Source organism: Nostoc sp. (genome assembly GCF_036916975.1).
Lineage (GTDB): Bacteria > Cyanobacteriota > Cyanobacteriia > Cyanobacteriales > Nostocaceae > Nostoc.
In genome coordinates this window covers 34,572-56,260 of sequence record NZ_JBALFF010000006.1, presented here as the reverse complement: position 1 = coordinate 56,260, position 21,689 = coordinate 34,572, and the positions used below count along the sequence as shown (strand labels likewise).

At 43.2% G+C, this 21,689-nt stretch carries 22 protein-coding genes; 21 read left to right on the top strand and 1 reads right to left on the bottom strand.

Going from position 1 to position 21,689, the window contains the following annotated elements; all coding sequences use genetic code 11:
- Positions 1 to 10: 10 nt before the first annotated feature.
- From V7K73_RS00865 to mgtA, 20 genes are all read left to right on the top strand, one after another.
- Complete coding sequence (locus tag V7K73_RS00865; protein ID WP_334876263.1) at positions 11 to 1,147, top strand: ferrochelatase; 1,137 nt, start codon at positions 11 to 13, stop codon at positions 1,145 to 1,147.
- Positions 1,148 to 1,273: 126 nt separating this feature from the next.
- A complete protein-coding gene (locus V7K73_RS00860) occupies positions 1,274 to 1,810 on the top strand; it encodes a hypothetical protein (RefSeq protein ID WP_334876261.1) in 537 nt (178 codons plus the stop codon).
- A 4-nt stretch (positions 1,811 to 1,814) separates the two neighbouring features.
- Entirely contained in the window at positions 1,815 to 2,150 is a 336-nt protein-coding gene (locus V7K73_RS00855; protein ID WP_334876259.1) for a hypothetical protein, read from the top strand.
- 469 nt (positions 2,151 to 2,619) lie between these two features.
- The gene (locus V7K73_RS00850; RefSeq protein WP_334876257.1) at positions 2,620 to 3,369 is read left to right on the top strand and encodes a DUF6920 family protein; all 750 of its coding nucleotides are present in this window, start codon (positions 2,620 to 2,622) and stop codon (positions 3,367 to 3,369) included.
- Positions 3,370 to 3,415: 46 nt separating this feature from the next.
- Positions 3,416 to 4,147 (top strand): ZIP family metal transporter, encoded by a 732-nt coding sequence (locus V7K73_RS00845; RefSeq protein WP_334876256.1) that lies wholly within the window; start codon positions 3,416 to 3,418, stop codon positions 4,145 to 4,147.
- Between the two features lie 53 nt (positions 4,148 to 4,200).
- Positions 4,201 to 4,371: a hypothetical protein gene (locus V7K73_RS00840; RefSeq protein ID WP_334876254.1), complete on the top strand. Its 171-nt coding sequence runs from the start codon at positions 4,201 to 4,203 to the stop codon at positions 4,369 to 4,371.
- 594 nt (positions 4,372 to 4,965) lie between these two features.
- Positions 4,966 to 5,271 carry an ATP synthase subunit I gene (locus tag V7K73_RS00835; protein ID WP_334876252.1) on the top strand — a complete coding sequence of 102 codons (306 nt, stop codon included), beginning with the start codon at positions 4,966 to 4,968 and terminating at the stop codon, positions 5,269 to 5,271.
- The gene (locus V7K73_RS00830) at positions 5,261 to 5,944 is read left to right on the top strand and encodes a F0F1 ATP synthase subunit A (protein ID WP_334876250.1); all 684 of its coding nucleotides are present in this window, start codon (positions 5,261 to 5,263) and stop codon (positions 5,942 to 5,944) included. Before V7K73_RS00835 ends, V7K73_RS00830 begins: the two co-directional genes overlap by 11 nt.
- On the top strand, positions 5,931 to 6,239 hold the full coding sequence (locus tag V7K73_RS00825) for a F0F1 ATP synthase subunit C (protein ID WP_334876248.1): 309 nt from the start codon (positions 5,931 to 5,933) through the stop codon (positions 6,237 to 6,239). Before V7K73_RS00830 ends, V7K73_RS00825 begins: the two co-directional genes overlap by 14 nt.
- Positions 6,240 to 6,243: 4 nt before the next feature.
- A complete protein-coding gene (locus V7K73_RS00820) occupies positions 6,244 to 7,083 on the top strand; it encodes a F0F1 ATP synthase subunit B family protein (RefSeq protein ID WP_334876246.1) in 840 nt (279 codons plus the stop codon).
- Between the two features lies 1 nt (position 7,084).
- Positions 7,085 to 8,740 (top strand): alternate F1F0 ATPase, F1 subunit alpha, encoded by a 1,656-nt coding sequence (locus V7K73_RS00815; RefSeq protein WP_334876244.1) that lies wholly within the window; start codon positions 7,085 to 7,087, stop codon positions 8,738 to 8,740.
- Between the two features lie 2 nt (positions 8,741 to 8,742).
- Positions 8,743 to 9,693, top strand: a complete 951-nt coding sequence (locus V7K73_RS00810) for a F0F1 ATP synthase subunit gamma (RefSeq protein ID WP_334876242.1) — start codon at positions 8,743 to 8,745, stop codon at positions 9,691 to 9,693.
- 178 nt (positions 9,694 to 9,871) lie between these two features.
- Positions 9,872 to 11,293 (top strand): F0F1 ATP synthase subunit beta, encoded by a 1,422-nt coding sequence (gene atpD / locus V7K73_RS00805; protein ID WP_334876239.1) that lies wholly within the window; start codon positions 9,872 to 9,874, stop codon positions 11,291 to 11,293.
- Positions 11,290 to 11,700 carry a F0F1 ATP synthase subunit epsilon gene (locus V7K73_RS00800; RefSeq protein ID WP_334876237.1) on the top strand — a complete coding sequence of 137 codons (411 nt, stop codon included), beginning with the start codon at positions 11,290 to 11,292 and terminating at the stop codon, positions 11,698 to 11,700. The genes atpD and V7K73_RS00800 overlap by 4 nt, the downstream gene beginning before the upstream one ends.
- Positions 11,697 to 12,065, top strand: coding sequence for an AtpZ/AtpI family protein (locus tag V7K73_RS00795; RefSeq protein ID WP_334876236.1), 369 nt, complete (start codon positions 11,697 to 11,699; stop codon positions 12,063 to 12,065). The genes V7K73_RS00800 and V7K73_RS00795 overlap by 4 nt, the downstream gene beginning before the upstream one ends.
- A gap of 184 nt (positions 12,066 to 12,249) precedes the next feature.
- Complete coding sequence (locus V7K73_RS00790; RefSeq protein ID WP_334876234.1) at positions 12,250 to 12,714, top strand: hypothetical protein; 465 nt, start codon at positions 12,250 to 12,252, stop codon at positions 12,712 to 12,714.
- A gap of 221 nt (positions 12,715 to 12,935) precedes the next feature.
- On the top strand, positions 12,936 to 13,880 hold the full coding sequence (locus V7K73_RS00785; RefSeq protein ID WP_334876231.1) for a DnaJ C-terminal domain-containing protein: 945 nt from the start codon (positions 12,936 to 12,938) through the stop codon (positions 13,878 to 13,880).
- The gene (locus tag V7K73_RS00780; RefSeq protein WP_334876228.1) at positions 13,877 to 14,212 is read left to right on the top strand and encodes a chaperone modulator CbpM; all 336 of its coding nucleotides are present in this window, start codon (positions 13,877 to 13,879) and stop codon (positions 14,210 to 14,212) included. Before V7K73_RS00785 ends, V7K73_RS00780 begins: the two co-directional genes overlap by 4 nt.
- Positions 14,209 to 15,054 (top strand): potassium channel family protein, encoded by an 846-nt coding sequence (locus V7K73_RS00775; RefSeq protein ID WP_334876226.1) that lies wholly within the window; start codon positions 14,209 to 14,211, stop codon positions 15,052 to 15,054. The genes V7K73_RS00780 and V7K73_RS00775 overlap by 4 nt, the downstream gene beginning before the upstream one ends.
- A gap of 479 nt (positions 15,055 to 15,533) precedes the next feature.
- The gene (gene mgtA, locus V7K73_RS00770) at positions 15,534 to 18,197 is read left to right on the top strand and encodes a magnesium-translocating P-type ATPase (protein WP_334876224.1); all 2,664 of its coding nucleotides are present in this window, start codon (positions 15,534 to 15,536) and stop codon (positions 18,195 to 18,197) included.
- Between the two features lie 287 nt (positions 18,198 to 18,484).
- Here the strand turns inward: mgtA and V7K73_RS00765 are convergent, their stop codons facing one another.
- Complete coding sequence (locus V7K73_RS00765; RefSeq protein ID WP_334876222.1) at positions 18,485 to 20,794, bottom strand: NACHT domain-containing protein; 2,310 nt, start codon at positions 20,792 to 20,794, stop codon at positions 18,485 to 18,487.
- 316 nt (positions 20,795 to 21,110) lie between these two features.
- Between V7K73_RS00765 and V7K73_RS00760 the strand changes: the two genes are divergently transcribed.
- A complete protein-coding gene (locus V7K73_RS00760) occupies positions 21,111 to 21,524 on the top strand; it encodes a DUF3775 domain-containing protein (protein WP_334876220.1) in 414 nt (137 codons plus the stop codon).
- Positions 21,525 to 21,689: the final 165 nt, after the last annotated feature.

Genomic DNA, 21,689 nt, shown 5'->3' with positions numbered 1-21,689 from the left:
GCTTAAAGCAATGATTATTAGTCATCAATCTCAAGGGACGCAACCCGTCGGAACCCAAAATAGCGATTCGGCAGAGCCGACGCTGCGCGAACGCGTTGCAGTTTTGCTTGCAGGGTATGGTGAAGTGCAATCTTACCGCGCTCTGAGTGTTTATAACCAAGCTGCAACTAAGTACATTGCATCTCAATTTGTGCCGATTCCAGAATGGCTATACCCTCTTGCTGGTTGGTTTCTCGCACTTCAAGATTTGTACAATTTTGGGGTAAAGCATGATCATTTCATGTCGCCCGAAAATGAGATTTTTGAAAAACAACGTCTTGGTATTGAGGAACAGTTACAACACCAATGGGGAAATCGGGTGCAAGTGTTCAAAGGATTTTATTTCTGTAAGCCCTTTGTACAACAAGTTGTAACAGATATTATTGAGCAAGGCTTTCAGAATTTGCTAATTTATCCAATGCTTGTGGTCGATTCTGCATTCACGGGCAAAATAGCTGTCGAGCAAGTCAATGAAGTTATTGCTGCAACTGCATCTGTAAATCAGCCTGAACATTCGCCATTCAAAGCAATTCGATATATTCCAGCCTTTGCGACTGAACCTGCCTACATTGATTTGATGGCGCGACGGATTAAGGAAACTCTGAATCAGCTATTTGTTGATCGCTTTTTTGAATCTCAGATTGGCATTGTATTAACGGTTCACGGTGGCCCAGAAAAAGCGCAAGGATTGTTAACTGGGGTAATTGATGGACAAGCTCTTTACGATCGCGTCCAAGCACAGTTGCAGCATCAATATCCGCTAGTCTCCATCGGTTGGGTGAATCATGACACACCTTTCATCAATTGGTCACAGCCCGATCTGAAACAAGCTGCCAAAAGCTTGATTACAGCAGGTGCCCAAACTATTCTATTTAAACCCCTCGGCTGGGTGACAGATAATTATGAAACTATTCTCGATGTCGAAGATGCGATTCAATTTTTGCAGCGTCAATATCCAACGGTGACTTACACACGACTTGATTGTGTCAATGACGATCCTGATTTTCTGAAAATAGCCGCAGAATGGGCAAATCCTCACATTGAAGCAATGCTGTCAGTGCCGCAACACCACGAGCATATTCAAACTAGAAGACTTGATTTTGACTGAACTTTGAAATAGGTTAAAAACCACAGTGCGGGATTTATCCACCAATCTTTATATAAAAGGATACTCCGCATTTTTTAATTTTTCATAATTCAAATTAGTTGCTCTTTACCCTCAATTACGAGCGTTATGAACAGGAAAAATTTTATCAGTATTGCAGGAGGGACAATAATTGCAACTGTGACAACATCTTATTTGTTGAGTGATAAAAAGAATCTTTTAAGGGCGGATATAAAACCAGCAAACGATAACAAAGAAGCTCTCAAACTGGATGAAAAAGAAATTCTGTTTCTCGCCTCCCTCGCGCCGAGTGGACACAACACGCAGCCGTGGTTTGTTCAATATCTCGAACCTTATCACTGGATTATCGGCAACGATAAAAGTAAATGGCTACCTGCCGTTGACCCAACTCAGAGAGAAACGATTTTATCAATCGGTACTTTTATTCAAAATCTGGAATATGCCGCTACTTATTTTGGCTACGGCTGCAATTGGAATTTGCTAGCTAAGACCAATCAGGACAAACAAGTGATGGAAGTAAAATTGAAAAAAAAAGAGTTAAAAAATGCTTTTGATATCGCAAAAATAAAAAATCGCCGCACTGTTCGTTCCGATTTTTTAACTAATGTGCTGAAAAAAGAAGATATCAAATATCTTCAAAGATAATGTAATGAAAAAGGATTTTCGAGAGACAGGGCTTGATAAAATTAAACAGGAAGTGTCGCAATCGGCTGGTTGGCTTCTCATTACCAGTAAGGACAATTCGGTGGCAACACTGCTGGAAACTGGCAAACGAATGCAAAGACTTTTCCTGAAAGTGCGGGAAAAGAGTATAGCCATTCATCCGATGACTCAGATATTGGAAGAAGCCTCAACGAGACAAACTCTAAATCAATCAATTGGGATTAGCGAAAATATTCAATTTATCTTGCGATCGGGTTATTTGAAGAATTATCCTTCGCCAGTTTCACTACGCCGCCCCGTTGATTGGTTTATACGGAAATGATGGGTAATTTATCATGAGTCAATACTAATTAAGTCAAAAATACCGATAAGTAGGTAGTCGAAATAAAGTAAAGACATTTTGGCTCTTGCGTTGCTTTTATGAAAAGTGAAACCAAATTGACGCTGATTAAAATTATTCACACGTTGATATAGGTATTCTTCAACTTTGTGATTTTCTATATGCTTTATGCCGCGATGCCTACGGCGGCAAGCTACGCAAATAAACTCGATTTCTGGCTCTGGATTGGTTATGGATTTGTATTTATAGAAGGTATAACCCTACTGAATTTTAAATTTTCCTGCCCATTAACTCTAATCGCCCGTAAATATTCAAATTCCACAAAAGGCAATTTTTCTATTTATCTTCCCAATTGGCTAGCCAAATATACTAAATCGATCTATACAGCTATTTTCGCAATTATTCTTATCATTACAATCTATCAAATTCTGAATTAAAAATACTGGCGGCAATGATGACTAAACAGATTTCTCTCAATACGCTATGGGATTCAGCGACATCTAAGGATCGTGTATTTCATTCAGACGAATTCGCTCATCTACCAGAAGCAGTAAGACGATATCTCGAACACGCGATCGCTCCTGGAACTGCGATCGCATCTGCGGTTAGATTGCAGATGCACGGCGAAATAAAATTGAAGAATTGGATTCCATTCAAAGCAGAGCAGGTCATTTGCTGGAAGAGTGGACTGATTTGGAGTGCTACGGCATGGATGAACGGCTTACCAATTTGGGGATCGGATCGCCTCATAGACGGCGTAGGTGCTATGCAATGGAAGCTTTTAGGAATTTTTCCGGTGATGATAGGTTCAGGGGCTGATATTACGCGATCTAATGTTGGTCGTCTTCAGTCTGAGTCAGTGTGTTTGCCATCTGTATTTTGTGGTGATGATGTGTCATGGACAATAACAGATTCATCACATTTACATTCCAGTTTTGTAGTGCAAGGCGAGAGAGCAGAACTTGATTTTACCATTGATCAAACGGGTCGGCTCAAGACTTTCAAGCTGCCGCGCTGGGGCAATCCAGAAGGTGCTGAGTTTCATGATGTGGACTTCGGTGCAATTGTAGATGAAGAAGGTACATTTTGTGGCTACACCATTCCGACCCGTCTGCGAGTTGGATGGTACTTCGGCACTGAGCGGTTTGAGTCAGAGGGCGAATTCTTCCGAGCCACAATCGATGATGCAATCTATCGGTAGACCGATCAAACATCAAAAAGTTTGTTACGACTAGCGGAGCGTGACCATGCAGGAATTTCTATTTGCTCTAACACTATCAGCTTTGCCCGTTGTCAGCAACTTTATGGGAGCAATGATTGCTGAAGCCTTACCGTCATCAAAACAAACATTAGGACTTGCACTGCACGCTGCTGCTGGCGTACTGCTAGCGATCGCATCCACGGAACTGATACCGAGAGTTGCGATCGCTAAACCTGTTTGGGCAACGATTTTAGCGTTGTTTTTGGGTGGAGCTTTTTTTGTGTGGATTAATCAGTTTCTCAACTTAAGCAAGAATCGACTGCGGGGCGTTGATCACAATACCGTTAGTTGGGTAATCTTTTTGAGCATTGCCATCGACTTATTTGGCGATGGATTAATGATTGGCACCAGTTTGACGATCGCGCCTCATTTAGGGGTGGTGCTAGCATCGGGGAGAGTTGTGGCTCACATTCCCGAAGGATTTGTCACCAATGCAGAGTTTAAGAGTCAAAATATGCCGCGAACACAGCGATTTTGGTTACTTGCGGCATTTCTGATTCCTGTCTGGCTGGGGGCGACGCTGGGCTATTGGGGGTTGCGCGGACAAACTGATCTGCCCAAGTTAATTGTGCTTGCATTTACAACAGGTACTTTGATGGTGGCGATCGTTGAAGAAATTATTCCCGAAGCGCATCAAACTCAAGATACAAACTTATCTACCTTGACGTTTATCGGGAGTTTTGCACTTTCAATGCTGTTCTCGTCTTATCTTGAATAACTCACCAATTCTGTATTGTTCACAAAACTCTCGTTTCTATGAATGTAAATAATATGTCTACTGATAAACTTATCAAATTTTATATTTTGGAGAAAAGGAATTTAAATCTCGTTCCTTTAAGTAAAGCCAAGCTGATTATTGTCAAACCGGCTGTGAAAAAACCAGATTTGCTAAGACTGGAAAAAGCCATTACACCTGATGAAGCATTGTTTTTCATTCCCTGATGCTCGATGATATTTTTGGGAATTTTCATTTTCAAATTGCTAGATGTTTGGAAAGTTACAAGAGCAAAAATTATAGCGCTCAACTGCTTCCATCAACTTCCCTGTCAGAACTGTCGCTTCTTTACAAACAACCATTATTTATACTGCACATGTCCTCACAGAACAAGCACTTGATTGCTCTGACTACTGTCCCTTAAGTGAGAATTTAGAATCAAGCTGATTTTATTAGTAAATATAGCTTATAAGCAAACATGACGAACATTTTACTTGCTCGTAACGATTTGAAAGTTTTTAGTACAAACAATACAACTTATACGCTAATCAAACGCTTGGTTAAACATGATTTCTAACAGAAGTGTGTCAGACTAATTAATGGCGATCGCAAGATGGCTACAACGACTTACCCAAAGAAATGGTTAGCCCAGTGATGCAGTTACTTTCACACTTTTGGGGGCTTATTATCTGGATGATTGAGGCGGTAGTCATTGGTTAATGTTTATTTTGTGTTTAAAAAATGTTTCTTTCAGTAACCAATAGTCATTATCAAATACATTCCAATATTAGAGTCTGAAAAAGCCTCTTAGGAGATTTAAGATGAACAGCCTCTTCTTTTTACCTATTACTTTAGTGTTAGGAATTTTGCTGGGAAATCTCTACTTTCGTGGCTTGTGGATGACGGTGCAGAAATTACCTACAGCCCAAAGCCCAATTTTATTAACGTTAGGCAGTTTTTTTGGACGGCTAGCGATCGCCATCACCGGATTTGCTTTCGTGCTAGCGATCGCCCAAGAAAACGCACTTTGGCATCTGCTCGTTTGCTTAGGTGCGTTCATTTGGGTACGCAATCGCACCATTGAAAAGTTGCAGCAGAAATGGCCTAGGAGACTCCATGCACATTAGTCTTAGTCCAGATGAGATCGTGTTTTGGCAGTGGGGATTTGTATCGATTAATGCCACTTTGGTCTTTACATGGATGATCATGCTACTGCTGGGCGTTGGTGCTTGGTTGGTAACGCGCAAACTCTCTACAGACACACAGCTATCCCACTGGCAAAATCTGCTGGAAGTCTTAGTTGCCAATTTACGCGATCAAATTCAGCAAACCAGTGGACAAAACCCTGATCGCTATTTGCCCTTTGTCGGCACCCTGTTTATTTTTATTGCCACCTCGAATATATTAGTGATTGTTCCTGGTTATCATCCACCCACCGCTTCACTCTCCACCACTGCCGCCCTAGCGATATGTGTATTCTTTGCCGTTCCCGTTTTCAATATCAGTGAGCAAGGAATCTGGAAATACCTGCACCATTACCTAGAGCCAAATCCTATCTTATTTCCCTTTTATATAATTAGCGAACTCTCACGGACTTTAGCTTTAGCAGTGCGTTTGTTTGGGAATGTGATGAGTGACGGGATGATTGCGGCGATTTTAATCTCGATCGCGCCTTTCTTCTTTCCAGCAATTATGCAGGCTTTAGGTTTATTGACAGGCTTAATTCAGGCATATATTTTCGCAATTTTAGCAGTTGTTTATATTGGTTCTGCGAGGGATGAAGACTATGGCTCAAAATGAATCGCTTTCAATTGTACTAGGAATTATTGGCCCTGCGTCAATCTTAACGGCGGGTCTGACTATGGCCATCGGCTCCATCGCCCCAGCCCTCGGCGAAGGTAAAGCTGTTTCCCAAGCACTCAGTTCTATCGCCCAACAACCTGACGAAGCAAATACAATTACCCGCACCTTATTTGTGGGATTAGCATTTATCGAATCCATCGCTATTTATTGCTTTGTGATCGCGCTAATTCTCCTATTTGCCAATCCATTTTGGAACTATGTGATTGGTGCGATCGCCAAAGCAGGAGGCTAATCAAGTGGAGATTAACTGGTTTACCTTCTGTGCCCAAATCCTCAACTTTTTTGTGTTGATCTTTGTGCTGCAACGCTTCCTATATAAACCGATTACGAAAGCAATGGCACGCCGCGAGAAGACTATTGGCGATCGCTTGTCGTCCGCATCTCAACAAAAAGAAGAAGCACAACAGGAGGTTAAGCATTATGAGGAAATGCAGCAGAAATTCACAGACGAAAAGACAGAATTGCTCACTCAAGCAAAATCAGAAGTAGAGCAAACCCGCCAAGGCTTGTTGAAAGAAATGCAGGAATCAGTGGCGACAGAGCGATCGCAATGGCAAACCAGTCTGCAACGCCAAAAAGATGCTTTTTTGCACGAGGTGGGCGATCGCACCATGCAGCAATTACAAGCAACCGTGCGGCGGGTGTTGACAGATTTGGCGGAGTCAGAGTTAGAAACACAGATTGCTAGGGTATTTTTGCAGAAGTTGCGCGATCTCACCGAAACAGAGCGTGCCGAATTGGTGACGACTTTAACAGCTTCGACAAAAGATAGCATTCCGTTGACGTTGGTTAGTACGTTCACCCTACCGACGGATATTTGTGCAGCGATCGCCACGGTTTTGCAAGACTACTTTAAGGCGGTGGGTTCAGGCAAAATCGAATCGAGTTATGAAATTGCAGGCAAAATCGAACCGACCTATGAAATTGAATCTAGTCTGATTTGTGGGATCGAACTACGCGGCACAGGCTACAAACTAGCGTGGAGTATGGATACTTACTTAGATAGCATCACCGAAAATTTGGTTACGGTTTTTGCAGAAGAAGCTGGAACAAATCAGAACTCAGAGGACGCATGATGTGAAAAAGGAAGAAGGTTTAGAGACAGTTTTACAAAATACTTTTGCACTTTATACTCAAGCTCTTGATCAGCAGGAAGCAAAATTGCGATCGCAGGAGATTGGGATTGTCCAATCCATTGGGCAAGGAATTGCCAAAATCATCGGTTTGCCCAATGTGCAGTCAGAAGAAATTGTCCGTTTTACTGGTGGTAGTCTGGGATTGGTGTTTAACCTCGATCCCGAAGAAGTTGGCGTAGTTTTGCTGGATTCTAGCGATCAACTCCAGTCAGGTACCCAAGTGCGACGCACTGGTAAAGTACTTGATGTGCCTGTGGGCGACACGCTACTAGGAAGAGTGATCGATCCCCTCGGTCGTCCCCTCGACGGCAAAGGCATAGTGCGAACTTCAGAACGCCGTGCCTCCGAACGCAATGCCCCAGCGATCATGGATCGTGCGCCCGTGAATGTGCCTTTGCAAACGGGAATCAAAGCGATCGATGCCCTGATTCCCATTGGACGCGGACAGAGAGAATTAATTTTAGGCGATCGCCAAACGGGTAAAAGCGGTCTCGCCCTCGATACAATTATCAATCAAAAAGGCAAAAATATTCTCTGTATCTATTGCGCGATCGGACAGCGTAGTGCGGCTGTTGCCAAGCTAATTGCTGACCTCGAAGAACAGGGCGCAATGCCATACACGACAGTTGTCATGGCAGCAGGAGAAGAGCCACCGGGCTTACAGTATGTCGCTCCTTATGCCGCTACTGCGATGGCGGAATATTTTGCAGATCAAGGGCGTGATGTGCTAATCGTTTACGATGACCTCACCAACCATGCCCGCACCTATCGAGAAATATCCCTCTTAATGCGCCGCCCACCTGGACGCGAAGCTTATCCAGGGGATATTTTTTATATTCACTCGCGCTTACTCGAACGCTCTACGCATTTCAACGACAAACGAGGTGGTGGTTCCTTAACTGCGCTGCCAATTGTCGAAACAGAGGCTCAAAACATTGCTGCATATATCCCGACTAATCTAATTTCCATTACCGATGGACAGATTTATCTTTCACCAATCCTCTTTCAAAAGGGAGTATTGCCAGCGATCGATATCGGTAAGTCGGTTTCGCGGGTGGGTGGCAAAACTCAACTTCCTGCCTATCGTGCTGTTTCAGGAGATTTACGTCTTTCCTATTCTCAATTTGAAGAACTAGAGGCTTTCTCTCGCTTTGGTACGCGCCTAGAAGAATCGACTCGGCTCACTTTAGAACGCGGGCAACGGGTGCGGGAGATGCTCAAACAAAAGCAATATGCGCCAATGCCGGCTGCTGTGCAAATAGCCGTGATGCTTTCGGTGACAGCAGGCTTGCTCGATTCCGTTCCCATCGCTAAAATTGCCATTGCAGAGCAAGCGATCGCCCAAGCCATATCCACCCAGTTAGCCGATCTTTGCCTACAAATCGAAAGCGGAGCCGTATTGACTGATAGCGATCGCGATCTCTTACTAAAGACTGCCAAAACTGCGATTGCGACAGTTGTAAAGGATTCAACTGATACAAAAGAGCCAACTGATACAAAGGATTCAACTGATACAAAAGAGCCAACTGATACAAAGGATTCAACTGATACAAAGGATTCAAAAGATCCAGTTGATACAAAAGATATAAAGGAGTAGCTATGTCATCTATTGAGCTTCTCCAACGCCAAATCAACACTGCACAAGAACTGCAAGCCGTGGTGAAAATGATGAAAGTATTAGCAGCGTTAAATATCCATCAGTATGAACAGGCGGTTACTTCCCTCGCTGAGTATAACCATACAATCGAAATGGGTTTGCATGTCGTACTAAAGGCAATACATGAGAGGCAGGGGGCAGGGAGAACGGAGCAGGGGAGACAAATATGGGGGCTTGATACCCCTGCCCCCTGCCCCCTACCCTTTGCTTCCTGCGGCGTGATTATCTTTGGCTCTGAGCAAGGGATGTGCGGTCAATTTAACGAACAGATTAGCCGTTATGCGATCGCGGAATTAGAGAAGTTGAATATCTCACCCGAACATCTGGCGATTTTTGCCGTCGGATCGAGAATTATCTCCCATTTAGAAACCGCAGGCTATGCGATCGAGCAAACTTTCCCTATGGCAGGTTCGCTAACTGAGATTACATCAATGGTTCAAGAAATTTTACTACACATTGCCGAATGGCGCGATAGCAAGCAAATTGTCCGAATTTTCTTATTCTACAACCACTTACATTCCAATACCTTATGCGAACCGTACAAGCTGCAACTGTTGCCACTTGATCGCGCATGGCTACAACATATCGAAAACGAAACATGGCCAGAGGTGAGCGCAGTCGAACCGCGATCGCGGACTCTACCAACTTTTACGATGCCGAGCGATGTTTTGGTTGCGTCTCTATTACGACAATATTTCTTTATCTTGCTCTATCGTGCTTTTGGTGAGTCCCTCGCCGGCGAAAATGCTAGCCGTCTCGCTTCTATGCAAGTTGCCGAGAAAAACATCGCAGAGCGGCTTACAGAGTTTACTGGTCAATTTCAGCAACAACGCCAAACTGCAATTACAGATGAATTACTAGAAATTACTTCAGCCTTTGAATTAAGCCATTGAAAAAGGGACTGGGGATTAGGGACTGGGGACTGGGAAAACTTGGAAGGGGATGTTCTAAATACATAATTTCACAAATTCCTAGCAAAAAGAATTGCCTTAATTAAACCTTTGTGTTCCTTTGCGTTAACCTTTGCGTTCCTCTGCGTTTAAATTTCCACCCTCAATTCGCCACGAATTTATGCAAAATTCTACATCTTCCACCTCAAATCATTCCCAAGAGCAAAATCTTGGTTCCGTCCTCTCCGTGCGGAGCAGCATCATCGATATCCATTTTCCCAAACGGTTGCCAGATATACATACCCAGTTACAAGCAGGTAATATTGCGATCGCGGTGGTTGCACATCTGAGCGCTCAGGTAGTGCGGGGTGTAGCACTTGTCCCAACCGCCGGGGTGACACGCGGCGAGATTGTCATTGATACTCAGCACCCATTACAAGTTCCCGTAGGCGATCGCCTCTTAGGGAGAATGTTAAACCTATTTGGCGAAGCGATCGATGAGAAAGAAGCAATCACAGGTGGCGAATGGCGATCGATTCATGCCACGCCGATCGCCATGTCAGAACGAGTTACCAAAGCCGAAATTCTCAAAACTGGGATCAAAGTGATCGATCTGCTCACACCTTTGGAACGGGGCGGTAAAACAGGTTTGCTTGGCGGTGCAGGCGTTGGTAAAACGGTGCTAATTACGGAAATGATCCATAACATGGTGAAGCAGCACCAAGGCGTAAGTTTATTTTGTGGCATTGGCGAACGCTGCCGCGAAGGTCTGGATTTATATCAAGAAATGGCAGCAACGGGCGTTCTCCAAAATGCTGTCTTGGTCTTCGGACAGATGAATGAACCGCCGGGAGTCAGATTTTGGGCAGGACACGCAGCGCTGACAATGGCAGAATACTTCCGCGATCGCTCCCAAAAAGATGTATTGCTTTTGATCGATAATATCTTTCGCTTTATCCAAGCGGGTTCAGAAGTATCGGGACTGATGGGGATACTACCTTCGCGGGTGGGCTATCAACCAACCCTCGCCACCGAACTTGCTCAACTAGAGGAGCGCATTTGCAATACATCGGCGGGGGCGATTACTTCTATTCAAGCGGTTTATGTACCTGCGGACGACTTCACCGATCCCTCGGCTGTTGCTGTGTTTTCACATCTATCAGCAGCAATTGTATTGTCACGCAAACGGGCGAGTGAAGGGCTTTATCCCGCCGTGGATTTGATGCAATCGAATTCCAAAATGCTGATGCCTCATATCGTTGGCGATCGCCATTATCAGATTGCCCAAGCAGTCCGCAAAACCATCACCACTTACGAGGAACTGAAAGATATCATTGCAATGTTGGGCTTAGAAGAATTATCCCTTGGCGATCGCAAAGTAGTATCCCAGGCGCGACGTTTAGAACGGTTTTTGACTCAACCTTTTTTTTCCACTGCCCAGTTTACAGGTTTGACAGGGAAATTAGTCGAATTAGACGATGTACTAGATGGATGTGATCGCATTCTCAATGACGAGTTTTCTGATACACCAGAGCGATCGCTCTACATGATCGGCTCAATTAATGAAGTCGTAAAAGCACCAGAGGAGAGCAAAAAATCATGACCGACCCACCATCAGAAATGCGGCTCAAAGTTGTCTTACCCACCAAAATCCTGATTGAAACAGCTGCGATTAAAGTGATTGCTGAAGCGGAGAATGGGATATTTTGCTTACTACCTCGCCATATAGATTTTGTGGCGACGCTGATACCGAGTTTGCTATCCTTTGTCTCACCGCAAGGACAAGAACAATTCTTCGCTATCGACCAAGGAATTTTGATCAAACATGACGATGAGGTAACAGTTGCTACCCAAAATGCCGTCCAAGGTGGTGATTTGGGAATGTTGAAAAAAACGGTTGAGCAGCAGTTTCACTTAATCGATGAACGGGAAAAAACAGCACGTTCAGTTTTAGAAAAGCTAGAGATAAACACAATTCGGCACTTTATTCAGTTAGGTGAATATGTATGAAAACTCCCTCCCGGAAGTCGCAAATGCATCTCTTTGCCAAAGCGATCGCTAATAAAGAACGTCGCAAACTTTATGCTCGCCAAGCAAAACCTTATGGTGGTGTTTGGTTTGGTTTAGGTTTTGCAGGCTTGATCGGTTGGTCAGTGGTCGCACCAACTTTGTTAGCGATGGCACTAGGCATCTGGCTCGATTTCCGATTTCCCGGTCAGTTTTCATGGACATTAGCCCTGATGCTGGCAGGTTTAACCATTGGTTGTTTGATTGCATGGGAATGGGTATCGAAGGAGCAGAAACGTATGGCAAGAACTCAACCACCCGATGATTTTCCCCCATCTTCAGCAGATGATCTCAACCCAGAAGAATAGTTAGGACAATGGGTTGCAGTTAGGTAAAACCCACATTCTGCACTTCAAAATATCATACGTTTGTGCTTCAATAAGAATTACAAAAAATATTGAGATTATTCGGTGTTAATAATTTATGGAGTGTAGGAATATATTTTAGAGATTCAATAGTCCTAAATCAAAAAATCAAAAAAGTACAAAAATTATGACAATTGAAATTATTCAACAACAAATAGATTACTACCGAAATAGAGCTACAGAGTATGATGAATGGTTCTATAGAATAGGACGTTATGAGCGTGGTGAAAAACTGAATCAACAATGGTTTGCTGAATATGATTTAGTTTTTTTTAGTTTTTGGCTTTCTCATGTACCACCGAACTTACTCAATTCCTTTTTGCAAAAAGTTTATCAATCTGTACGTCTTGGTGGTCAAATATTTATTATTGATTCTCGCTTTGAACCTACATCTACAGCTAAAAATCATCTGTTACAAGATGATCGGAACATCTATAAACTTCGCAAATTAAATAATGGGCAGGAATTTGCTATAGTTAAAGTTTTTTATCAGGCTGATGAATTACAAGAACACCTAGAAAAAATTGGGTTTCAAGCCCAAGTCAATGTGACAGATAACTATTTTATCTATGCGAATTGCCAGAAAATTTAGAGTTTTACAGCATAAGCGGCTGCTTGTAGCTAAGGGTGGCGCTTATCACAGATAGTTTCGTAGGGTGGCACTGCCCACCAACCCCTATTGAGAAGGTGCAAGATGTCAGTAAAGGCAACAAAAACTCCACCAACAGGCTGAGGAACTGGACATGAAAAATTGTGAGAATCGGGACTAACTTACTACCCACCGCAGAATAACCCGCAATCAAGAGGTCAGTGATGCCAACTGCAACAGACTTTAAAGACTACTATGCCATCTTGGGAGTGAGTAAAACCGCAACCCCTGAAGAAATCAAACGAGTTTACCGCAAACTTGCCCGTAAGTACCATCCTGACCTCAATCCTGGAGACAAAGATGCAGAGGCAAAGTTCAAAGAACTGAACGAAGCGAATGAAGTACTCTCTGATCCAGAGAAGCGGGAGAAGTACGATCGCTTTGGTCAGCACTGGAATCACCCTGGTTACACTGAAACGCCGACACCTAGCGGAACTAATGCTGGGACGGGCGACTTCGATCAGTACGGCGATTTTGATTCGTTTATTAACGATCTGCTGGGTCGATCGAGACGTCAAACCTCCACTGGTGGCTTTGATGATTTTAATGGTGGATTTCGTTCTCAAGCTCCTGCACCGGATACTGAAGCTGCGATCGCACTCACATTTTCCGAAGCATTTCACGGTGTTCAAAAGCGACTGCAACTCGACGAGGAAACGATCAACGTCCGCATTCCCGCAGGTGCAAAACCAGGCAGTCGAATTCGGCTCAAGGGTAAAGGTCTTCCTAGTCCGTTCTCTCAACAGCGTGGCGATTTGTATTTAACTATCGAAGTTTTAACCCATCCCTTCTATCGATTTGAGGGCGATGATTTGGTTTGTGACATTCCAATTCGCCCCGATGAAGCGGTTTTAGGGGCACAAATCAGCGTACCAACCCCCGATGGTAGCGTGACGATGAAAGTTCCTAAAGGGGTGCGCTCGGGGCAATCGCTGAGGCTGCGCGGCAAAGGCTGGACATTGCCCAAAGGGGGACGAGGTGACTTATTTGCCAAACTTCAAATTGTCACACCAAAAGACCTGAGTACGATCGAGCAAGAATACTACGAAAAAATCCAGGCAAACACTAGCTTTAATCCACGCGCCCAGTTAGAGGAGATAAAATTATGACTTTCAGCCTTTCCAAAATCGTGGTTTCACCCGAAGGTGAGCAACTCTACAGCTTTGAATATGCTGCGTTAATCACCAAGACTTCGATGACGCTGGTGAAGTTTTACGTTGAGTTAGGCGTAATCGAACCCATCGGTGATTTGCTGCATTCCCGCGAAATTGCGCGAATTGCTCAGATTCAACGCTTACGTCGAGATTTGGGGCTGAACTTAGTCGGAGCGGCAATGGTGCTAGATATGACGACTGAAATTGCCCAATTACGGGCACAGCTAAAGGTGTATCAGTCTCATCCAGAGTGCTTTGCACACGCTACGCGAACGAACCCGTTATGAGCGATCTGAACCAACGGTCAAAGCCCGCGTTAGATCAAGAGCGCAGCGAAGTGCTGCAACAGTGGGAAGATTGGCTAGAAATGCCGATGCTGGTGCTGGGCTTCGCTTGGTTAGGACTGTTTATCGTTGAGCTAGTTTGGGGATTGAATTCTCTCCTAGTAGGGATCGGGATCATGATTTGGATCACCTTTATCGTGGATTTTGGGATCAAATTTCTTCTCGCTCCCCGCAAAATTTCTTACCTCAAACACAACTGGTTAATCGTCTTTTCTCTGCTGATCCCGGCTGTGCGAACCTTTCGGATTGTGGGAGTCATACAGTCTTTGCAATCAGTTCATGTGATTCGTGGGTTACATTTGTTGGGAGTTATGGCACGAACCAATAGAGGAATGCGGTTACTCGCAACAAGTGTTCAGCGTCGAGGAGTGGGCTATGTGGTGGGACTAACCGCGATCGTCATCCTGGTTGGAGCAACTGGAATTTATGCGTTTGAACACAAACTTTCTGTTGGTACTGTTGGCATCACTGACTATGGCACTGCACTGTGGTGGACGGCAATGGTGATGACCACGATGGGATCTGATTACTTTCCAAAGACGGCAGAAGGAAGGGTATTATGCTTTTTACTAGCACTGTATGCGATCGCGGTCTGTGGTTATGCAACAGCAACCCTAGCAGTATTTTTTGTTGATCAGGATGCCGAGAATGATCAAGCAGAACTGGCAGGTGCAAAATCAATTCAAGCCCTGCAAGCAGAAATTACCGCACTGCGAACTGAAATTCAAGCCGGCTTCAGGACAAGATTTAGACCAATAACTTCCAAAGCATCGCAAATTAAATAAAACCTTGCTTTCATAGAAAATCTTCCTCAAGAACAATACCTTCACCAATTTTAAAGGGTAAGCTAACAATAAACTACAAATCGCGGCAAAAATTCGACACCACTTTGCCGAGTCGCGTTAAGCAGCAAAAAGATTTAGTGACTTCCAAATAAAAAATGTCCCAAAACTGACCCAAAAACCCTCTCTATTTCTCCTTTGTCTGTGTTCTCTGTGTCTCTGTGGTTCGTTTAAGTAAGTAGGCGAGAATAAATCAAAGTAGATTAAGTAATGTAAAAAATTTTGAGATGAGTTCCTAGTGAGTGGCTCGATCTCTTAAATGAGGACTAAAGTCCTCACTACAAACCTTGAATTATTCACGCCGCTCTACTTATTTGGATAATTTATTTCTTGGAAGTCCCTAAGTTAACGCAAATCAGTTGACTAAACCCAAAAAATCAAACCGATGAATCCCCAACTCTCCACGTTTTGGAGCTTACCTTATGAAGACGTTAAGCCAGTCTCCCAATTCATCCAAAAAGCCTAAAACGGGATCTAGCTCATCTGGAGATGCATCTAACGCGCTCATCGATATCGCTCAACATGATGTAGATGGAGTTCTGCACTTATTTGACACTTCTTTGGAGGGGCTGACTGAGACTGAAGCCAAGCAGAGATTAGGAAAATCTGGGTTGAATGAGATCGCCCGTGAAAAAGCGATCGCGTGGTATATCCAACTGCTGAAAACGGTGACTAATCCCCTCTCGCTTTTACTCATTGTTCTGGCGACGATTTCACTGTTAACTGGGAGTCCCACAGCCGCCCTCATCATTTTTGCGATGGTTATTTTCGGTGGTTTACTGCGCTTTTCGCAAGAATTTCAGTCGAACAAAGCTGCCGAAAAGCTGCGGGAAATGGTGAGCGCAACGGCAACGGTGAGTCGCTTGGGTGCCGCACCGAAAAAAGAGAAGGGAATAACAGCAGGAAAGGAAATTGCCGTAAAGTTGCTGGTTCCTGGTGATGTCATCTTTCTTTCAGCCGGAGATATGATTCCAGCCGATGTCAGGCTGATTGCTACCAAAGATTTATTCCTCAGTCAGTCAACCCTCACCGGGGAATCTCTACCCACTGAAAAACACCCAGAACTCCCAGATCACAAGGAGAAAAACCCACTAGAGTTAGTTAATCTCTGTTTTATGGGTACTACCGTAGTCAGTGGTTCTGGAACAGCCGTTGTCGCCGAAACGGGTAGTCATACTTATCTAGCATCACTGGCTAAAACCGTTAGTGGACGCAAACCACGAACGAGCTTTGACAAAGGCGTGAATGGCGTAACTATGCTGCTGTTGCGCTTTATGCTGGTCATGGCTCCACTAGTCTTTTTGATCAATGGGGTGGTTAAAGGCAATTGGATCGAGGCATTCACATTTGGTTTATCTGTGGCTGTGGGATTGGCTCCAGAAATGTTACCTGTGATTGTCACGGCCAATTTGGCCAAGGGGGCAATTACCATGTCTAAGAAAAAGGTGATTGTCAAAAATATTGATGCAATTCAAGATTTTGGCTCCATGAATATTCTCTGTACTGACAAAACAGGCACTCTAACTCAAGATAAAATCGTCTTACAGAGACACTTAGATCCCTACGGTAAAGAGAGTACAGACGTTCTCAAATATGCCTATCTCAATAGCTTTTACCAGACTGGCTTAAAAAATTTATTAGATGTCGCCGTTCTCGCTCACAATCAAGAACTTGCATCTTTAGACATTGAGAAAAACTACCAGAAATTTGATGAAATTCCCTTTGACTTTGTGCGTCGTCGGATGTCTGTCGTTGTCGAAGAAATGGGAAAACAGCATATCCTAATTTGCAAAGGTGCAGTTGAAGAAGTCCTAAAAGTCTGCACCCAACTCAAAGTTGATGAGAAGGTTTTGCCAATGGATGAGTCAGTCCATATCAAGGTTGCCGATTTACAACAAAAACTAAACTCTGAAGGGTTACGGGTAGTTGCGGTGGCATACAAAATGATGCCAACCGATCAATTGCATTATGCCATTACCGATGAGAGTAATTTGGTTCTGTTGGGCAACATTGCGTTTCTCGATCCACCCAAAGATTCCGCAGCCCAAGCGATTAAAGCCCTCAAAGGACATGGAGTTGATATAAAAATTATCACCGGGGACAATGAAATCATTACTCGTAAAATCTGCAAAGATGTTGGCTTGCCTGTCCAAAACATTTTATTAGGTAGCGATATTGAATCTCTATCAGATGATGAATTAGCTTCATCTGCTGCAAACACAACTATTTTTGCTAAATTCTCTCCGACTCAAAAAGCAAAAATTATACAGGTGCTACGAAAAAAAGGCAACGTTGTCGGATACATGGGAGATGGCATCAATGATGCAGCCGCTTTGCGGGAGGCAGATGTGGGCATCTCAGTTGATACGGCAGTCGATATTGCTAAAGAGTCCGCAGACATTATTTTGTTAGAAAAAAACTTGTTAATCTTGGAATCTGGGGTAATCGAAGGTCGCAAGACTTTTGCCAACATCATCAAGTATATTAGAATGGGCACTAGCTCTAACTTTGGCAATATGTTTAGTGTCTTGGGTGCGAGTGCGATTCTGCCATTTTTACCGATGCAGCCAGTGCAGATATTAATAAATAATCTCCTCTACGACTTTTCGCAAACGGGCATCCCATTCGATGATGTGGATCAAGAAGCCCTAATCAAGCCGCCAAAATGGAAAGTTGATAATATTCGGCGCTTTATGATCTTCATTGGCCCAGTTAGCTCCATTTTTGACTATTCCACCTACGCCCTGATGTGGTTTGTATTTGGGGCGACTTCTGTAGACAATCAAGCTTTGTTCCAAACAGGTTGGTTTGTCGAAAGTCTGATGACTCAAACGCTGATTGTCCATGTGATTCGCACGCCTAAGATTCCTTTTTTCCAGAGTCGGGCTTCTTTGCCCATGCTGTTGATCACCGCTACTGTGATGGGAGTCGGAATGTATCTGCCATTTTCTCCAATTGGGGCTAGTTTGGGGTTTGTTCCTTTGCCAGCCGTTTATTTTCTTTGGTTAGCTTTAATCCTAACTTGCTATTGCGTATTGACTCAATTTGTAAAAACTTGGTTTATCAAGAAATATGGGTATACCTAATACCAATTCTGTATAGGCAATACTTAAATTCATAACAAAACCTGCGATTAAGATTTTAAGTGCAAAGCGGGATTGAAAAAACCGTAACTACAAGGGAGGCTCAATAACCGGGTAGTCTGAATCAAAAGTACGAGAGAATCATTTGAATGGTTCAGATAAAATATTCTGCTCCTGTACTATGATTTGGTGTTGTTTGATTTTGTGAATTAGTTGATTAACTACGACACAAAACTTAATTCTTGATGATTTTTGCAATCCAAACCTCTTTCAGGAATTAACCAAAAGAATTATTGCCATTCCCTATCCTCAAGTTCCTTCTGAGGCAACAATAAAGTGGCTTCAATTTCTTGCCTGATAGCAGCCGTCACTTCACAATTGCTATGCAGGCAATCGAGTAGTAACTGATTAGCATCATAGTAGCGTTGCAGCACTTGCTGTTGCTCAGAGCTAAACTGCCACTCGTGGTTAATATTGCGATAATTAACGACCGTCTTCTTTACCTGTTCAGCCCAAGCTGAATAGTTCGTTTGCGACCATAGCTCAAACCGTTGTTGGCTTTGATGAGAATTTGGCAATTCGTCAGAGAGTTGTTGCAGGGATTTATGGAGTCCTACATCCAGAACAATACCCAGAATGTTGCTCATAGCTTCTCCGCAGGCGTGGATGTGAGCAAAGTCCTGGTTTCCATCAATTGCACACTCCACCAGCAGGTCATCTAATGCCGCATCCAGAAACATCCCCTGGTCGAGGCTGCTGGCTAGGGCAAAGTGCGAAGCTATGTGAGGAGTCCGACTCAAGGCTAGGTAAAATGCTCGAACTGTCGCATCTTTTGATTCGGTAGGAATACTGCGAGATTTTTGGCTAGCCCAGGTCAAAAACTCTTGTAAATAAGCATCTTGGGCAACGAGTGTATCAATCTGTTGCTTCATCAACTGTACTAGAGAGTCTGCACTCCTGAGCATGGTAACGGTTAACAAGAAGATTTCGCGCCAGTGGGGGTCGGTGATATGACTGACTAGACCGGATAGCGCTTGCCCAAATGCCTCTAGGTTATGGCTGGCAACGATTTTCCTCGCTGTGAAATATTCTTGAAATGCTAGATAGGAAAAGGAAAAAATTCCCCGCGCCCGTTCTGCCAGTAGCCCATGTTGAGCCTCGATTGACTTCAGCGCTGCTTCGCTTTCTATTTGCAGTTCTTCTGCATCCATTGGCACGTTGCTTAGATTGTCAATATAGTCACCAATGTATTGCTCAACGATGCGTTGCTCAAAAAAGTACTGACCCTGCTCAAATGTCGCGGCTGCAATCTGACTGAATAACTTGAGTTTTTGTGATAATAAAAACCCTCGGTAAACGTCATCCCGTTCAACGCCTCTGGCCTCATCCCATTTGCCTAATAGAAGGTCTAAACCTTCCTTATAAAAGTCAGTCCGCTTAGTCGGAAATTTTTCTTTACCGTGAAACACCCAACAGGCAAGATGCAAAAATAGGGGTGTGACGACGAGTTGGCGAAATTGCCAATTTTCATCTAATTCCAACTTCTGAATAAACTTAACGGAGTGGGCTTGACCATCTTTTTGGTTGGTCTTGGTAAAGGCCACAAACCATTTTTGAGCGAAGGCTCGGATTTGTTCTAAGGTAAATGGGGCAATTTCAACATCGGTAAAGCCTCGGAGTCTGAGTTTTTGAGCTGCTGTTCGACAAGTCGCCACGAACCGATTTTTGTGATACTTCTCTGAAAACCTCCGAATTTCGTTTAAGACAGCATTGCTTTGTTGGTTAAGAACTTCATCCATGCCATCAAGCAACAGTAATACCCTACTTTCATTCAGCAAGGTTTCGATGACTGAGGGATCGGAAATTCCAGATGTGATAAATTCCTGGCGGATGTAGTTTAATAGGCTGAACTCGTTGGTAATCTTAGACTCTTGGGCAAAGTTTCTCAGTGTGATGAAGACCGGCACCTGATTTGCCGCAAATGCGTTTTGGTTACACTGAATGGCGAGATATTGCAAAAAGGTGGTTTTACCTACTCCTGGTTTGCCCAGCACCCTGAGCTTGGAGTAGGTTTCAACTGCTTGTGTACCAGGTATTTGTTTTTCGTCAGCTTCACCTAAGCCAAAACGGTCAAATTCTTTAGGATCAAGGTTTTGCAAATCAGTGATTTCTAACCACTGAAGACTGGCAATTGACTCCAAAATATTCACATCATATATGTCATCGATCGCAACTGGACGGCTGATATCCAATAACTGCAAAATACCACACTGGTCTTGAATTTTGTCGAAGCGTTGCGATCGCACTTTTTGCACTAGTTTATCAATATCCAGTACAGGAGGCTGGGCGTATTCTTCTCGTGACAAGAATTCTGCTGGAGGATTAGTCGCAATCTCCCGCCAATTCAGTGACAACACTAAACAAATTTCAATAAAAGTATGACGCTCAACTGGACGACCACTGAAAAACCTCCAAATTGGTTGTCTAGTCTTGAGGTTGACTTCTGCTGCTAGATTGTCTTGTGTCCAATCCTTGCGAGCAAACGCTCTTTTAGCCTCTTGAATCCCGGTGAGTGATGCTTCAAGCGATCGCTTGACCATAGGACAAAAACCTGATCCTAAAATCAAGAACTCAAACTTTTATTAACATCTTTCATCCTAGAGCTTTTTCTGTGGTGATCACTCTCTCCTTGGTTAAGGATATACACAATTAAGAAAAAATACTCTAGCTATAGTGAGATCCTGTTACATATATTAATTTTTGTAATAAACTCAAACACTATGAACTTATTTTATACATTTCAAACTTGAATAAATATTTAATCTCAAGCACCCATCTGTCATACTCTATGAAGTACAGATTAAGGGCTTATCAATATTCGTCCTTATTCACTGTGATTTTAGCTTGAAGATAAATATGAATTTTTTATTAATTAGTAAAGTATATAAAATCATTGAGCTTGCTGAGTTAATCTATTGCCCAAAGTCATCAGATATACTGTTTAGTAAAGTAAATATACCAGAAACTTTTCTAGACAAATTGTCTAATTATTTAGAAGATTTTGAAATGACAGGAAGAACATCAGTCAGAGTACTACATAAATATCTAGACGATTTTTCTTCAGAAGAAAAAGGACAAGTTATAGCCCTTATATGGCTTGGTCAATATGTATCCTGTGAACAACCACTAGACTTAAACGATTTAACTGCACAAGCACTACATCTCATCCCTCAAAACTATACAACTAGTTATATTATCGAAAAGGCTTTCCTACCTAAATATCTTCGCTCAGGGCTAAAAAAAATAAATAATAATCACTGCAACAATTAAGTTGAGTAGCTGCGTGCGGTCTTTTCTATCTGATAGCAGCATTTAATAATGATGTCGCTCCTTGTCTGGAGATATACGACCTAGAAATGCAAGATAGAGTGGATATTTTGGTTGAGTATGAAACTCATAACTAATAACATCTATAGCGTTGTTAAATAGTTGAGT

Excerpts from the sequence above, each read along its gene's own strand:
- V7K73_RS00800 (WP_334876237.1), top strand. The coding sequence starts at position 11,290 with ATGACCGACCCACCATCAGAAATGCGGCTCAAAGTTGTCTTACCCACC.
- V7K73_RS00765 (WP_334876222.1), bottom strand. The coding sequence starts at position 20,794 with ATGGTCAAGCGATCGCTTGAAGCATCACTCACCGGGATTCAAGAGGCT.
- V7K73_RS00830 (WP_334876250.1), top strand. The coding sequence starts at position 5,261 with ATGCACATTAGTCTTAGTCCAGATGAGATCGTGTTTTGGCAGTGGGGA.
- V7K73_RS00775 (WP_334876226.1), top strand. The coding sequence starts at position 14,209 with ATGAGCGATCTGAACCAACGGTCAAAGCCCGCGTTAGATCAAGAGCGC.
- atpD (WP_334876239.1), top strand. The coding sequence starts at position 9,872 with ATGCAAAATTCTACATCTTCCACCTCAAATCATTCCCAAGAGCAAAAT.
- V7K73_RS00845 (WP_334876256.1), top strand. The coding sequence starts at position 3,416 with ATGCAGGAATTTCTATTTGCTCTAACACTATCAGCTTTGCCCGTTGTC.
- V7K73_RS00865 (WP_334876263.1), top strand. The coding sequence starts at position 11 with ATGATTATTAGTCATCAATCTCAAGGGACGCAACCCGTCGGAACCCAA.
- V7K73_RS00760 (WP_334876220.1), top strand. The coding sequence starts at position 21,111 with ATGAATTTTTTATTAATTAGTAAAGTATATAAAATCATTGAGCTTGCT.
- V7K73_RS00850 (WP_334876257.1), top strand. The coding sequence starts at position 2,620 with ATGATGACTAAACAGATTTCTCTCAATACGCTATGGGATTCAGCGACA.
- V7K73_RS00810 (WP_334876242.1), top strand. The coding sequence starts at position 8,743 with ATGTCATCTATTGAGCTTCTCCAACGCCAAATCAACACTGCACAAGAA.
- V7K73_RS00855 (WP_334876259.1), top strand. The coding sequence starts at position 1,815 with ATGAAAAAGGATTTTCGAGAGACAGGGCTTGATAAAATTAAACAGGAA.
- V7K73_RS00835 (WP_334876252.1), top strand. The coding sequence starts at position 4,966 with ATGAACAGCCTCTTCTTTTTACCTATTACTTTAGTGTTAGGAATTTTG.
- V7K73_RS00785 (WP_334876231.1), top strand. The coding sequence starts at position 12,936 with ATGCCAACTGCAACAGACTTTAAAGACTACTATGCCATCTTGGGAGTG.
- V7K73_RS00860 (WP_334876261.1), top strand. The coding sequence starts at position 1,274 with ATGAACAGGAAAAATTTTATCAGTATTGCAGGAGGGACAATAATTGCA.
- V7K73_RS00840 (WP_334876254.1), top strand. The coding sequence starts at position 4,201 with ATGTCTACTGATAAACTTATCAAATTTTATATTTTGGAGAAAAGGAAT.
- V7K73_RS00790 (WP_334876234.1), top strand. The coding sequence starts at position 12,250 with ATGACAATTGAAATTATTCAACAACAAATAGATTACTACCGAAATAGA.
- V7K73_RS00825 (WP_334876248.1), top strand. The coding sequence starts at position 5,931 with ATGGCTCAAAATGAATCGCTTTCAATTGTACTAGGAATTATTGGCCCT.
- V7K73_RS00780 (WP_334876228.1), top strand. The coding sequence starts at position 13,877 with ATGACTTTCAGCCTTTCCAAAATCGTGGTTTCACCCGAAGGTGAGCAA.
- V7K73_RS00795 (WP_334876236.1), top strand. The coding sequence starts at position 11,697 with ATGAAAACTCCCTCCCGGAAGTCGCAAATGCATCTCTTTGCCAAAGCG.
- mgtA (WP_334876224.1), top strand. The coding sequence starts at position 15,534 with ATGAAGACGTTAAGCCAGTCTCCCAATTCATCCAAAAAGCCTAAAACG.